The organism is Aeromicrobium sp. Root344, from assembly GCF_001425755.1.
Lineage (GTDB): Bacteria > Actinomycetota > Actinomycetes > Propionibacteriales > Nocardioidaceae > Aeromicrobium.
Window position 1 is genome coordinate 1,880,513 of the sequence record NZ_LMDH01000001.1, and the last position, 13,921, is coordinate 1,894,433.

Sequence of the window (13,921 nt, forward strand, 5' to 3'; positions counted from 1 at the left end):
CGGACGCTCGCTCTCACAGGTATGTAATCTCGTTATGCTTGACATTCGCACCGTATATGTAAAGTCGGTGGATCGGCAAGAGGGCGTGACGATGGGACCGGTGTGTCCGGGCCGGCCATCCAGGTCGGCCCGGGCCTGGCTTGGCTGCTGGTGCACGTCCGCGACGCCACGGGGTACGCCGACACCCAACGCTTCAATCGGACTCAACGGAGGAGACGTCACCCATGGGGCTCAGTGACGCGCGTACGACGACGGGATCGGCATACCTGGCGACCGGTGTGCGGATGCACTACCACGACTGCGGCGAGGGTGAGGACGCTCTCGTGCTGCTCCACGGCTACCCCCAGACGTCGTGGCAGTGGCGCCACGTGCTCGGCCCTCTCGCGGCGGCCGGCTACCGCGTCATCGCGCCGGACTATCGCGGCGCGGGCAGCTCGTCCCGTCCGCGAAGAGATCCCGGCATGCCGGCGGAGCTCCGCGGTGACGGCCCGCTCCCGCGGGGTGGCTACACCAAGTGGGAGATGGCCGAGGACGTCCACCTGCTGCTCCACGACCACCTGGGCCTCACCCGGCCGGCATTCGTCCTCGGGCACGACATCGGCTCGATGGTGGCGACGGCGTACGCCTTCCGCTACCGCGACCAGGTCCGAGCGCTGGGCTACGGAGAGGCCACCCAGCCCGGAACGACGGTGTTCGAGCGCATGAAGAGCTCGCCCGTCGAGTGGCACTTCACGTTCCACAACGTGCTCGACCTGCCGGAGATGCTGGTGGCCGGGAGGGAACGGCTCTACCTGCAGTACTTCTTCGATCGTCACGCCGCCAAGCCCACGGCCATCGACACGGACGCCTACGCAGCCGCGTACGAGCAGGCCGGAGCCATGCGCGCGGGGTTCGACCTCTACCGCGCCTTCGCGGCCGACGCCGACGACATCCGCACGGCACTGCGCGAGGGCGGGAAGCTGTCGATCCCCTGCCTCGGGATGTACGGGCAGGCCAGCCTGGCGCACGCGAAGCAGACCGAGGAGATCGGGCGGGAGCTGGCCGACGACGTCACGGTCGACGGCATCCCCGACGCCGGGCACTGGATCGCCGAGGAGAATCCCGCAGCGATGGTCGAGAGCCTGCTGCGCTTCGACGGTCGTACCCCGTGAGACCCACCGACGCCCACGTTTCGTGTCGTCTCACTGTGCCCGGCCCTGCGCAGGGGGTCACCTAGAGTCGCCTCATGTCTGCGCACTCGCTCGACGACTACCTCGCCCTCGACTTCGTCCCGGAGCCGGAACGCGCCAGCCAGTACGTCAGGCATCTCTTCGGGCGCGCGACCGACGGCGGTGCGGCCGACCCGGTCGACCTGCTGTGCCGGATCGTGGAGGAGGAGATCGGCAAGCGCGGTGTGGACGAGGTGGTCCTGCCCCTGACCGCCGGCTACGACTCGCGAGGCCTGCTTGGTGCCCTGCTCTCGGTGCTGCCGGCGAAGTCGATCCATTGCGTCACGTTCGGCAGCAAGGACTTCCACGACGTGACCGGTGCCGCCGCGGTCTGCTCGCGCCTGGGCCTGGAGCATCGACGCCTCGATCCCAACCGGATGCGTTGGGACCTGGACCGATTCACCGACATCGCCCGCGCCCGCTGGGAGAAGCACCGATCGCTGGCTCCCGTCGACGGCATCGCGGTGTACGCCGCGCTGGCCGACGCTGCCGAGGGCCGAGTCGTGCTCTCGGGCTACCTGGGCGACGCCGTGAGCGGAGCGCACCTTCCCAAGACGGACGAGGCGAGGACCGGGAGCGGCGTCACGGCGCAGTTCCTCCGCTGGAACGACCCGAAGATCGCGACCGCCCAAGGGGTCGAACGACGCACGGCGCTGTTCGAGAAGTTCCTCGCCGACCACGCCGACCTCCTCGGCCAGTCGCGGTCACTCACCCCGTTCGACCTGCTGGATTTCGGGTTTCGCCAGAACTTCCGCATCAAGTCCGTCGCGGTCGACGCGTTCGAGGACTGCATCGCTCCCTACGAGGACACTCGGTGGGTCGCGCACTGGATGGCGCGCAACCTCCCCGACCGTTTGGGGGCGTCGAGCTACCGGTCGATCTACCCCGCTGCGTTCCTCGAGGTGTTTGCCGACGCGCCGGCGAGCCGATCCTTGGTGCAGCGGGCTGCCGGCCGCGTGGTGGCGAAGATGCGTCCCGCCCCACCAGTCGTGCCCTGGGTCATCCAGGCGCGCGGCGACGCCAGACGCAATGCCAGCATCGCGGCTGTGTTCGAGGAGACGACGCGCGCGTTCGACCAACGACGTGTCCGGCCAGAGGTCTCGGCCACGTCGGCGTTCGAGCGGCTCACGGGGGACGCGCCGACTGGCAAGGACTTCATGACGACGCGCTGGGCCGCCACCGCGGAGATGTACGTACGCGCAGGCATCCTCGGGAACGGCACATCATCACCGTGACACCAGCTCGTCTTCCGAGAGTTGTGGCGGCGTCGTTCGAGAGCTGTGGCACCCCCAACGGGATTCGAACCCGTGCTACCGCCGTGAAAGTGGAAATAAAGCCTGATGGAACAGTGTCGATCAATGCGGTTTTTGATTGATATTGCAGGGAAATCGTCGTCTAGATTTATTGGACATTTGTGACAGTTATTGGCTGTTTTGGAGTCTCGTGTTGCCTCAGTGTTGCCAAAGACCGGCCTCCGTCTTTACAGATAACCACCGGAAGAGGCAGTATTCTGTTATGGCGATTCATGGCGACTTCCTGACAACCCAAGAGGTGTCCGACCTCTTGGGGGTTGAGGGGCGGCAGGTTCGCGGCCTCGCCGAGACGGGGTCGATCACCCGCATCGCCCGTGGCATCTTCGACCGCACATCGGTGGAGCGCTACCGTGCCGAGCGCGGTTCAGGCCGGACCCGGACCTGGGCAGCGCGTACCGCCTGGGGGGCTATCGCATTGCTTTCGGGCGCAGCCCCGCTAGACCTCGGTGATGTCCAGACGTACCGGCTCCGCGCTGCTCTGCGCGAGATCACCGACCCGACCGATCTGGCCATCCAGTTGCGCGACCGCGCGACGGTCACTACCTGGGCCGGCCACCGCTCCGTCCTTGAGCGCGTCCGTGAGGAGCTCGTCGTCCCCGGCCGTCAGCGGCTCGGGCTCGTCGAGGACGACGCCATCGTCGACGGCTACATCCATGCTGACCGGATTGCAGAGGTCGTGCGCCGCTACCGGCTCAGCGAGGACACCACGGGTTCGATCACCCTGCGCTACACGAATATGGACATCGAGTTCATCCAATACCTTGCAGCCTTCAACAGGACGCTCGCCGCCGTCGACGCCGCCACCTCGCTCGACCCGCGTGAACGCGGCGTGGGAGAGAAGGCCCTGGTCGGCCGGTTGGAGTTGTTCCGCGAAAATGCCAGACGATAAGCAGTCGGGCATCGAGCGCCCGATCATCGACGTCGGCGCTCCTACTGGTGGCTGGCCCGACCCGTGGCCGAACGTCGCCGAGATCGCCGAAGTTCTGCCGACCGACAAGTGGACCCTTGTCGGCGGCCTGATGACCCAGTTGCACTCCATCCACCACGGCCTTGGCGCCGTGCGACCAACCAACGACGTCGACATCGTGCTGCACGTCGAGACCTCACGCGGCGTCGCCTCGGAGACCGCGGCCGCATTGCAGTCCCTTGGGTACGACCTGCGTCCGACGGTCGATCCGCGCGACAACACCGCGCACCGCTTCTTCCGCGGCACGAGCAGGATCGACATGGTCGCCAACCGTCCAGACGACGAGTCGGAGGAAGTAGTCGACGTCTTGATCTCCGACCACCACGCTCCGAAGGTCACCGAGCGGCTCGCCGGACGCGACATGATTCGTATAGAGGGCGGCACGCAAGCACTGCGACGCACCATCAACGCGCGCATGGAGATCGAGCCCGGAATCGTCACCACAGTCTCGGTCCCTGGCGTATTCGGCGCTCTCCTCTTGAAGGCTGCCGCGTACAAGACCGACTCGCGCGACCCCGACCGCCACCTGCGCGACGCTGTGGCATTGCTCGCCTGTGTCGACGACCCGTTCGCCGAGCGCGAGGGCTTCACGGGCTCTGACCGATCCCGACTCCAAACCCTGCGCACTCGACTCACACCCGACGACATCGCCTGGACCGTGCTGACCGGCCAGCCCCGCATCGACGCCGAGTCGGCACTGGAGATTCTCGTCAGCGAGGACTGACCCCCCGGACCCGCGCGGAGCCGGACATCGGAGGAGTCTTGCCGCGCTATGAGCGGATTCTGGCCGGGCCTCGGATCCTGGTCCTGCGGCATCCGGATCACGGCGGACAGTGGATCATCCCGCCGCGAAGGCGCTAGATACTTCCTGGGCTGCGGTTGCCCTCCGTTAGACGAATCAGGCCGCGGCCACAGCCCTTGCACCGGGTCCCGGAACTCGCCACGACGATAGCGATGCTGAAGAACGTTCGGAGCGATAGCGTGCATTCATGACTTCGACTTATCAGATGGCCAAGCTAGGCCGGCTCGCGTAGGCGGGCCGAACCTAGCTTGTTCCAGCCTTCGGGCTACATCTGATTGGAGAAGTCTGTGTTCATTAGTGATTGCGTTGTGCTCAACGGGCGTGACCTGGTTGTGGAGACCTATGAGGTGCGTGGTCTTCGTCCGTTGCTGGCAGTGGTTGTGGACGAACTGTTTTGCTCCCACCACGGCAGGTCCTGCGCTGAAGGATTCTGTCTGCTCGAGCCGCCTTCGTGGGCCTGGTTCGTCGGGATCGGACCGCACGCGAATCTCGGTCTTGCGTTCTGGAAAGCGGGACAGTGGGCGCTCGGATACCCGTTGCCTCTGACTGACCGGCGCACAATTAGCGAGGACGAGGCCGTGAATGTGTGGGGCTGGAACTCGGCATTGCTGGCCGAGTCGATGTCGCTGCTCGACTAGAACGGACGGCGCCGAGGGTTGCGGAACGTTCGCGTCCAGCGCCACCCTCGGCGCCCAGTAGAAGGGCTCACCTACGGTCTTGGTCCGCCACGCCTATTCGCGCGGCACCGCGCACGGCGGGCCCACAAGTCTTCAGGACGAGTAGACCTCGTCTACAGTCAACTTCGGCCCTGCCGGTCTTCTGCCGGAACCCAGCCGTAGCCACACTCCGGACAGATGTGTGCACCCTCATTGCCCGATTCGTCAAGGTCGACAACGGCTAGGACTCTTGCCTTGCAGTGAGGGCAGTCCACTCGCTGGACAAGGGTCTTCATGAGTCTGACGGTACTCAGCAAAGCCCGATCGTGGCAGGCGTGTTCCCGGTACGCGAGATGGGCGGCCGAGCGTCCTTGGGGTGCGCTTGGCTAGCCAACCGGTCGCAGGTAATCGCGTGCCCGAGCGCTGTCAGAACGACCTGCGTCCGAAGCCCGTCATCCCGTAGCGACTCATATCCCGACGCCAGGGCCACCTGGGGGCAGATCCGTTGATCGCCGTGGCGAGCTCGTGCGTTGTCGTTGGACGCGGTCGAAGACATGGCTCTCGCCTGCGAGGAGTCGGGTGATCCGAGAGTCCAGGGCGGCTGTCGGGTGATCATCGGGTAGCGATCCTTGGCCTGCCGCAGCCTCCAAGAGGCGGTGTACGTCGTGTCCCTGCTGGGCCAGTAAGGCGAGCCGTCCGGCAAGGACAGGCGTGTGATTGTCGCTGTGCCCGACGAGCTCGCTGATTGGCCGTAGCCACGCTGCGCCTTGCTTGTCGAGGTGATGAGTGAGGCTTTGATCGAGTCGCTGTTGATGTTCGCGGGCCGCGAAGTCCACCTGTGGTAAGCCAGTCGGCCGTAGGTCGCTTTCGGGTATGCCGTGGGCGGCGCGCCACACTTCGATGTCGCTCGTGAGGCCAGCGGGGAGCGCGGTGTTCGGCGGCAGCCACTGGTGCGAGTGTTGATCGGTTGACCTCCGGACGTTGCGAGCGAAGGTGCTGACCTGTTCTGCGCGTTCGACCAAGTAGGTGCCCCAGGTGGAGTCTTCCGTGAGCTTGGCGGGGATGGCGGGGAGCCATGGCAACGGGCCGCCGTCCGTCGAAGCCAGGGTATGCAGGCGCCATCCGAGCACGAGTGCTGCGTCGTCAGCGTCGTCGAGCGGGCGGTACGCGAAGGCAGTCTCGAGTAGATCGCAAGCGCTCAGTCCGTTTGTTTCGATCATGAGGAGTTGCGCCGACAGAGACGACCATCCAGGCGTGCCGGTGAGCCCGGTCAGCAGTTCTTCGGCCTGGTCCGCGATCTTGCGAATGTGATCTGGACCGAGCACGTCTTCGGCGGCGGCGACGAGTGCATCGGCATACCGGGTCGCGGCTTCGTTGAGTTGCGCTGCGGGCGAGGTCGCTTCGCGGGCGGTGGTGGTTGCGGAAACAGCAGTTCCGGTGCGGGCCAGGATGGATTCGAGGATTTCCGTTGCGGTCGCCGGCTCGCGAGTATCTGGGTGGAGCAACTGGTGAGGGTCGCCGTCTCCGCCGACCGCCAGGTGTACGTGATTGGCGTGACGTCCTCTGGTCATCATCGAGTAGAGCGTCTCGCGGGATTCCGTGCCGGTGATGACTCCGTGCATTGTGTCGGCGGTGAGGCCTTGGGCGCTGTGGACGGTCGAGGCGTATCCGAGCTCGACGTGCTCGGCGACGTATGGCGCGGGCAGGGTGATGTGCAGACCGGACCGCGCGTGGCGGGCGGTGAGTGATCCGCCCTGGACGTCGGTGACGGTCCAGCGGTCGCCGTTCTTCACCCAGTCTGTGGGGCTGAGCGCGAGCCGTCGGTCGTTGCGTCGAGTGCGCATCGTGTCGCCGATCGAGGCGCGACTGCCATCAGCGAGGTCGACCTCGGCGTCAGGCGTCGTCTTGTCGAGGCGCGTGGCTCGGGCTCGTAGATTCAATTCAGTCACGAGGTCGTGTGTGGGCGCGACCATCAGTGAATCCATTCCGGCTGCGCGGTCCTTCGACCACGCAGCGAAGACCGCGTCTGTGGTCGTGGTGGTGCTGCCGATGTGGACGCGGTCCTGGTCGAAGTAGTACCCGAGGGCCGACGGGTTGCCGTGACGCAAGGCAATTGACGCGGCGGCTTCGGCGGCGTCCGTGAATCGCATGAGTTGGTCCAGGCGTGCGGCGCCGTGGATGGCGACGATGTCGCGCAGTACTCCGCCGGCGCCGATGGCTGCGAGCTGTTGGTCGTCGCCGATGAGCCGCACGGACGCCCCGTTGTCGATGGCGTGGTTGATGACGCGGGCCAGGGTCAGTGTGTCGGCCATGCCCGCCTCGTCGATGATGACGAGCGTCTCCGGCCCGATCGACAGTAATGGGGATGGGCTTCCAACGTCGAGCTCATGCACCAGCTTGGCGAGGGTGTCCGACGTGATGCCGGTCTCCGCCCCAAGCGCGGCCGCGGCTGCCGCAGATGGCGCCAGGCCAACGACTTGTCCTCCGGCGTCGTCCCATGCGCTGGCCAGAATCTGCATTGCGGTGGTCTTGCCTGACCCGGCTGCTGCGATGCCGACCTGCAGACGCCGTCCGCTGAGGGCCATTTCTCGGACCAGTTGGGCTTGCCCTTGGTTGAGGGCGATGCCGTTCGCGGCGCTCTCCAGCAGAGCTACCTCGACGGTCTCGACTGGGACGAGGCGTCCGTCTTCGCGGTCTGCGGCGATCATGATCTGTTGCTCGGCCTCGAGGATCCTGGGGCTGGTGAACAGGTCGTGACCGGTGTGCCGGTAGACGCTTGAGCCATCCGCGCGACGGAGCTTCTCAGGGTCGCTGATGGGGTCGAGGTCGGGCGTCAGGTTGACGGATAGATGCTCGAGGACGTGGTTGACGACCCAGCCGACCGCCGCATCCAGGCGGCCGGAATCGATCTCGGTGTCGCGCACTTGGCGCTGAGCTTCGGCGCGCGCATGGGTGGTCTTCCACGTGGCGCGGTGGGACTCCAGCTCGGCGACTACCCGTTGCGCGGTGTCCGCTACCCATGTTGCTGACACGCCATCGCACACGGTGGCGATGGGGTGCAGCGCCTCAGCCACCATGTCGTCGGCAGCCTGCTGCGATCCGAGTTTGTTGACCGCCTCGTCGTGCCAGACGGAACGTTGTTCGGCCAACGAGCGTGGCTCGTGCTTGGCGTCCCTCGTCTCCAGGTTCGCCTGCTGAGCCAGACCGATCGTCTCCAAAGGAGTTGGCGGGCGCCCGTGCGTCTGCTGGAAATCGGCTGCCAGCTCGCCTTGGCGCACATTGATGTCGCGGCGGCGCTTCGACCATTCCTGGTTGAGCGATGGGTTGATGCCCACGATTTCGCGTACCAGGCGCTTCCCTCGTTGGGCATCGGACCGTGGCGCGAAGCGGACACCGAGTGTCGCGGCCAGGTGGTGCTCGAGTGCGGTGTTGTAGGTCTCCGACGCCGCCACTGCCGCCTCGTAGAGCACCCGCCCATAGATGGCGAGCCACTTGCCGCCCGTCGTCTGGACCTTGTTCGCCACCGCGACGTGGGTGTGAAGGTCGGGGTCACCAGCACGCGAGTCGCGGTGCGTGAATCCCGTCGCGATCAGCCCACGCGTCTCGACCTGCCGAGCCCCGTTCAAGCCTTCGCGGGTGAACAGTGCCTCGCGTTCGATGAATCTCAACGCGTCGGACACCGCGGCATCGTGGGCCTTCTCGATCACCGCTGACACTTCTGGCGGAGCGATTGCCCACAGTGTGGAGACCGACTTGACCGGCGAGAACGTCAGGTCAAAACCGGCGACGGCCGCGCGTGGTGGACGTGAGTATCGCTTCAACGCCGCGTCGAGCTCACGGGGGTTCGTAGGTTCCCGGCCGTGCTCCTCGACGAAGAATTCCTTGGCCACCTCCGTACGCGCGCGTGCACGAACGTCGGCCGGCGAAGCAGGTGCGGAGTGCTCGTTCTCGGAACTCAGGAAGCGGGCGCGAAGTCCCACCTCAGCCCGGAAGCCCTCGCTGAGTTGATTGTCATAAAGCCGGTATGGCCGACCCAGCCGATCGCCGGAGACCGGATCGAGTCCATGTCCGAACAGGTGAAGCATCTGCTCCGCCGTGACGACGTCACCGGTCTCGATACCGTCAATCCCGGCTAGCCCCGAGCCCATCCAGACGCCGGGCGCCTCACCTTTCGCCGAGTAGTAGTCCGCCAGTGTCGCGTGCCCCTTCTCGGTCGAGTCCATCGCAGCGACCTGCCGGGTCAAGTACTCATACCCGGAACCGGCCGAGAGCTTGTGCAACGTCATGGTCACGTTCCCCAAGGCCGAGAAATCAGCACGAGTGGCCACGCGAGGCACCCTCAATGAAAGAGGTGTGTGGAAGTTGATGGGCGTCGTTTCCGTGCCGGGCGTTTCAATTCCGTCGTATGTTGAGCGATCAGTACCGTAATTACAACGTTCGTTGCATATCCGTTTGATTGGCGCTACGGTCACCGGGTGAACGAGAACCTTGACGAAGGTGCATTCAACCTCGATGAGGCCGATCGCCTGTTGAGCACGACCCGTGCTGTGCGCCGCCGACTTGATCTGGAGCGTCCGGTGTCACGCGAGGTGGTCGAGAACTGCATCGAAGTCGCTATGCAGGCGCCGATCGGAGGCAACGTCGAGGTCCGTCGTTGGGTGGTCGTCACCGACCAGGGGCTCAAGGATCAGATCGCTGCGCACTATCGGACGGCCGCCGATCCTTACCTCGACGAGACCTTCGAGGATGCATACAAGCGGGGCGACCAGCAAAAGCTCCGTGTTGTGGCCAGCGCGAAGTTCCTTGCCGCCAACTTCGAGCGGGTGCCAGTCTTCGTCATCCCTTGCATTGAGCCTGGCATCGACTTCTCGGACAGCATCTCCGCCGTCGCAGATTTTGCCTCTGTGCTGCCCGGTGTGTGGAACTTCCAGCTCGCGCTGCGTGCGCGCGGGCTTGGCACGACGCTCACCACTCTCCACCTCTACGAAGAAAGAGCGGTGGGCGACCTTCTCGGGATCCCGGCCTCGGTGAGTCAGATCTGCTTGCTGCCTGTGGCGTACACGGTGGGGCGCAACTTCAAGCCGGCGAAGCGGGTCGACGCCCGCAAGGTCACGTATTGGAACTCCTGGCCCACAACGAAATGAGGGGGCGGGCAAAACCATTGTCCTCGTAGGAACTGTGTTGTACATTCACCGTTACATATCAACGTCTATCGACTATCCGGGCTGGAGGTCTTTCGCATGAGTGCGTTGCCAGAGGTCGGCCTACCGGTCGTCGGCCCGCGGGCCTGGAAATTCGGTTTCATCGCGCGAGTCGCCTCGACTTTCGTCGGTGCTGTGGGGACGATCGTCGCCGCCTCGTTCGTCATCTTCACTGCCCTGAGCTTCGCTCCCGGGGACCCGGTGGCGCAGATCTTGGGGCCCAAGGCCACCGACGAGGCGCGCGCAGCGAAGGCTGCAGAGCTCGGTCTCGATGACCCGTTGATCGAGCGGTACTGGCACTGGTTGACATCGCTGGTTCACGGAGACCTCGGCACGTCGTTCACCTATCGCGAAGACGTCACCAAGCTTGTCGAGCCACGACTCGAGACCACGTTCTTGCTCGTGCTGATGGCAGCACTGACGATGCTGGTGGTCGGGATCGCGCTTGGATCGCTGGGCGGAATCAGCGAGCGGTGGCGTCCCTATGTCAGCGCCGCGGCTGGGTTGGGAGTGTCGGTCCCCACGTTCGTGGCGTCAAGTGTGCTCATCAGCGTTTTCGCAGTTCAGCTGGGCTGGTTCCCCACGTTCGGAGCGGGCGAAGGCCTCGCCGACAGAATCAGGCACCTCGTGCTTCCCGCCATCGCGCTGTCCATCAGCTACGGCGCCTACGTCACACAGCTCTCGGCGACGGCGGTGCGCGACGAGGCGTGTAAGGAGCACGTGATGACCAGTCGCGGACGGGGAATCCCAGGCAATCGCATCGTCTTTCGGCACATTTTGCGCAACGCCGCCCTTCCGGTGATGACGGCATCCGGTCTGGCGATCGCGGGTCTCGTGGCCGGTGCGGTTGTCGTCGAGCAGGCGTTCGCCATCGACGGCATCGGGTCACTGCTGATCGCCAGCATCTCGAGCAAGGACTACCCGGTTGTGCTCGCAGTGTCGCTCATCATCGTCATCGTCTTCGTCGTCGTCATGACGATCATCGACGTCGCTCAGGTGCTTTTGGATCCACGTCAGAGAGAAGGCCGCTGATGGCCACGATCGCGGCAGCCGGTGCCACTGTGGTACCAGCGGAACGGTGTCCCAAGGACAAGCTGCTCATCGTCTCCGCCCTGATCTGTGCACTGGTGGCACTGGTCGCGGCCTTCGGTGCCTTCATCGCGCCGTACTCGCCGAACCAGACAGACGTGCTGAGTGCCAGCCTCGGTCCGAGTGGCCAGCACTGGTTTGGCACCGATGGCATCGGGCGCGACATCTTCTCGCGGGCGGTCAGCGGTGCTCGGATCAGCTTTGCAGGCGCCGGCATCATCGTCGTGGGCAGCGCATTCATCGGAACAGCCCTGGCCATCTTCTCTGCCTGGAACGGTGGGTGGGTGGATCGCGCGCTGAACCGCGTGCTCAACGTGATGTTCGCGGTCCCCGGGATCCTTGTCGCAGTGCTGGCATCGGCCGTGTTTGGTGCTGGCTTCTGGGCGCCGGTCATCGCTCTGACCATCGTGTACGTACCGTTCTACGCTCGCGTGGTTCGTTCGGCAGCGGTCCAGGAGTGCGCCATGCCCTACATTGAGGGATTGCAGCTGGCTGGGCTGTCGTCGTGGCGCATCTGCACCCGCCACATCCTGCGGAACGTCTCGCCGATGGTCCTCGCCCAGGCGACGATCGCCTTCGGCAACGCGTTGGTTGACTTCGCGGCGGTCTCGTTCATCGGGCTCGGTGTCCAGCCGCCCACCTCGGAGTGGGGGCTCATGGTTGCTGACGGACGTGCCGAGATCCTCAACGGGGCGCCGCAGCAGAGCCTCGCGGCGGGCATGTGCATCGTCGTCACCGTGGTGGCCTTCAACGTGCTCGGTGACCGGCTGTCGGCTCGCACTGGAGGTCAACGATGATGACGGCGGCAGGCGTGAGCGCTGACGCACGCGGACCCGCGCTGCTCGACATCCGAGACCTGGGTATCAGGCTGACGGATCGCGTGCCACATCGCGTCCTGGTGCAGGACGTCACGCTGTCCATGCACCCCGGCGAGTCGGTCGGACTGGTGGGGGAGTCAGGTTCGGGCAAGTCCATGACTGTCAAGGCCGCGATGCGTCTCCTCCCGAGCAACGCCGAGGTGGAGGGCAGCATCGAGTTCGACGGCCGACTGGTCGACCGGTTCAGCCGGTCGGAGCTGGCCGCCTACCGCAGCTCCGATGTCGGGTTGATCCACCAGGATCCACGCGCGCACACCAACCCGATGCGTACGGTCGGCCAGTTCCTGGTGGAGAGTGTGGTTGCCACTCGCAAGATGTCCAAGCGCGAGGCGACCGACCGCGCCATCAGCCTGTTGGCCGAGATGGGTATCGGCGACGCGCGGCGCCGGATGGATCAGTACCCTCACCAGCTGTCCGGAGGCTTGCTGCAGCGCGTCATGATCGCCGCCACGCTCATGAATGAGCCCCGACTCATCTTCGCCGACGAGCCGACGACGGCGCTCGACGTGACTGTGCAGTCAGAGGTCATGGCGATCTTGATGGAGCAGATCGAGGAGCGCGACCTCGGCATGCTCTTGGTCACCCATGACCTGGACCTCGCCGCCGCGGTGAGCGACACCCTGGTCGTCATGTACGCAGGAACCGTGGTCGAGTCGGGGGGCGCCAAGGATCTTTACGCCGACCCGCGGCACCCCTACACCGCAGCCCTTTTGGCATCCCGCCCGAGCACCACACAGGTCAAGCGCCTGGTGTCGATCCAGGGTCGACCGGCGGCGGCCTTCGAGGTGGGCCAGGGTTGCGTCTTCGCGGCGCGGTGTCCGTTCGCCACGGAGCTGTGCCGCACGGACCGCCCTGAGATGCGGCTGGTCGACGGTAGTCACGTCGCGTGCCACCGTGCTGAGGCGATCGCTGACGATCTGAAGGTGGCCTTGCATGACTGACCCAGCAGGTGGACAGGCGACACGTGTCGTGACGACCGCACCGCAATCGTCGCCGAACGCAGGATCGGCCATCCTCACGGTTGAGCACCTGACGAAGGTCTTCGGGCGCAGCGGCCGTGAGCACAAGGCGGTCGATGACCTGAGCTTCCACCTGGATGAAGGTGAGTCGCTTGCGATCGTGGGCGAGTCCGGATCAGGGAAGACGACGACCGCGCGGATCGTGGCCGGCCTCGAGACAGCGACGTCGGGGAGAGTAGTCATGGACGGCCTCGACGTGACACGTGGACCTCGCACCGGTCGCCGGAAAGATGTGGCACGAATCGTCCAGATGGTCTTTCAGGACCCGTTCGGGTCGCTGGATCCCCGACAGAAGATCGGCAAGGGCCTCGAGGAGCTGCTGACGATCCACTTCGGTCTGTCCGGTTCCGGTCTGTCGGATCGGGTCTCGGAACTCCTGGACCAGGTCGGCCTCGATGATCGCCATGCGGCGTACCTGCCGCGGACGCTCTCTGGGGGTCAGCGGCAGAGGGTTGCCATCGCTCGTGCTCTTGCCCTGGAGCCCAAGATCCTGATCCTCGACGAAGCCGTCTCGGCTTTGGACGTCAGCGTGCAGGCCCAGGTGTTGAACCTGCTGGTCGACATCCGGCAGAACACGGGGATCTCCTACCTGTTCGTCTCGCACGACCTCGGCGTCGTTCGCCAGGTCACCGACAACTGCCTCGTGCTGAACTGCGGCAAGCTGGTCGAGTCCGGCCCTACGGCCCAGGTGCTCGACGCTCCCGCTGAGGCGTACACGCGTGCGCTGATTGACGCTGTGCCGAAACCGGGCTGGAAGCCGCGCCGCCGGGTCGTCTGAGGCGACCGCC

The 13,921-nt window shown here is 65.4% G+C and carries 11 protein-coding genes; 10 read left to right on the forward strand and 1 reads right to left on the reverse strand.

The features are described 5' to 3' along the window. Window positions 1–224 precede the first annotated feature (224 nt). The 5 genes from ASC61_RS09325 (at window position 225) to ASC61_RS09345 (ending at window position 4,928) form a co-directional block, all read left to right on the forward strand. Window positions 225–1,151 (forward strand): alpha/beta fold hydrolase, encoded by a 927-nt coding sequence (locus tag ASC61_RS09325; RefSeq protein ID WP_056211227.1) that lies wholly within the window; start codon window positions 225–227, stop codon window positions 1,149–1,151. 74 nt (window positions 1,152–1,225) lie between these two features. Continuing rightward, window positions 1,226–2,443, forward strand: a complete 1,218-nt coding sequence (locus ASC61_RS09330; protein ID WP_056211229.1) for an asparagine synthase-related protein — start codon at window positions 1,226–1,228, stop codon at window positions 2,441–2,443. Window positions 2,444–2,723: 280 nt separating this feature from the next. After that, the gene (locus tag ASC61_RS09335) at window positions 2,724–3,410 is read left to right on the forward strand and encodes a hypothetical protein (protein WP_056211231.1); all 687 of its coding nucleotides are present in this window, start codon (window positions 2,724–2,726) and stop codon (window positions 3,408–3,410) included. Next, the gene (locus ASC61_RS09340; protein WP_235503522.1) at window positions 3,340–4,212 is read left to right on the forward strand and encodes a hypothetical protein; all 873 of its coding nucleotides are present in this window, start codon (window positions 3,340–3,342) and stop codon (window positions 4,210–4,212) included. Before ASC61_RS09335 ends, ASC61_RS09340 begins: the two co-directional genes overlap by 71 nt. A 365-nt stretch (window positions 4,213–4,577) precedes the next feature. After that, window positions 4,578–4,928, forward strand: coding sequence for a hypothetical protein (locus ASC61_RS09345; protein ID WP_157439436.1), 351 nt, complete (start codon window positions 4,578–4,580; stop codon window positions 4,926–4,928). A gap of 485 nt (window positions 4,929–5,413) precedes the next feature. Here ASC61_RS09345 and mobF read toward each other — a convergent pair whose 3' ends face one another. Then, on the reverse strand, window positions 5,414–9,232 hold the full coding sequence (mobF, locus tag ASC61_RS09350) for a MobF family relaxase (RefSeq protein WP_235503523.1): 3,819 nt from the start codon (window positions 9,230–9,232) through the stop codon (window positions 5,414–5,416). Window positions 9,233–9,421: 189 nt separating this feature from the next. Here mobF and ASC61_RS09355 point away from each other — a divergent pair, with 189 nt between their 5' ends. The 5 genes from ASC61_RS09355 (at window position 9,422) to ASC61_RS09375 (ending at window position 13,911) form a co-directional block, all read left to right on the forward strand. Then, a complete protein-coding gene (locus tag ASC61_RS09355) occupies window positions 9,422–10,090 on the forward strand; it encodes a nitroreductase family protein (protein WP_056211241.1) in 669 nt (222 codons plus the stop codon). Between the two features lie 105 nt (window positions 10,091–10,195). After that, the gene (locus tag ASC61_RS09360; protein WP_200935417.1) at window positions 10,196–11,179 is read left to right on the forward strand and encodes an ABC transporter permease; all 984 of its coding nucleotides are present in this window, start codon (window positions 10,196–10,198) and stop codon (window positions 11,177–11,179) included. Then, the gene (locus ASC61_RS09365; RefSeq protein WP_200935418.1) at window positions 11,179–12,033 is read left to right on the forward strand and encodes an ABC transporter permease; all 855 of its coding nucleotides are present in this window, start codon (window positions 11,179–11,181) and stop codon (window positions 12,031–12,033) included. Before ASC61_RS09360 ends, ASC61_RS09365 begins: the two co-directional genes overlap by 1 nt. Window positions 12,034–12,047: 14 nt before the next feature. Continuing rightward, a complete protein-coding gene (locus tag ASC61_RS09370) occupies window positions 12,048–13,055 on the forward strand; it encodes an ABC transporter ATP-binding protein (RefSeq protein ID WP_235503524.1) in 1,008 nt (335 codons plus the stop codon). Then, window positions 13,048–13,911, forward strand: coding sequence for an ABC transporter ATP-binding protein (locus ASC61_RS09375; protein WP_082530558.1), 864 nt, complete (start codon window positions 13,048–13,050; stop codon window positions 13,909–13,911). Before ASC61_RS09370 ends, ASC61_RS09375 begins: the two co-directional genes overlap by 8 nt. Window positions 13,912–13,921 lie beyond the last annotated feature (10 nt).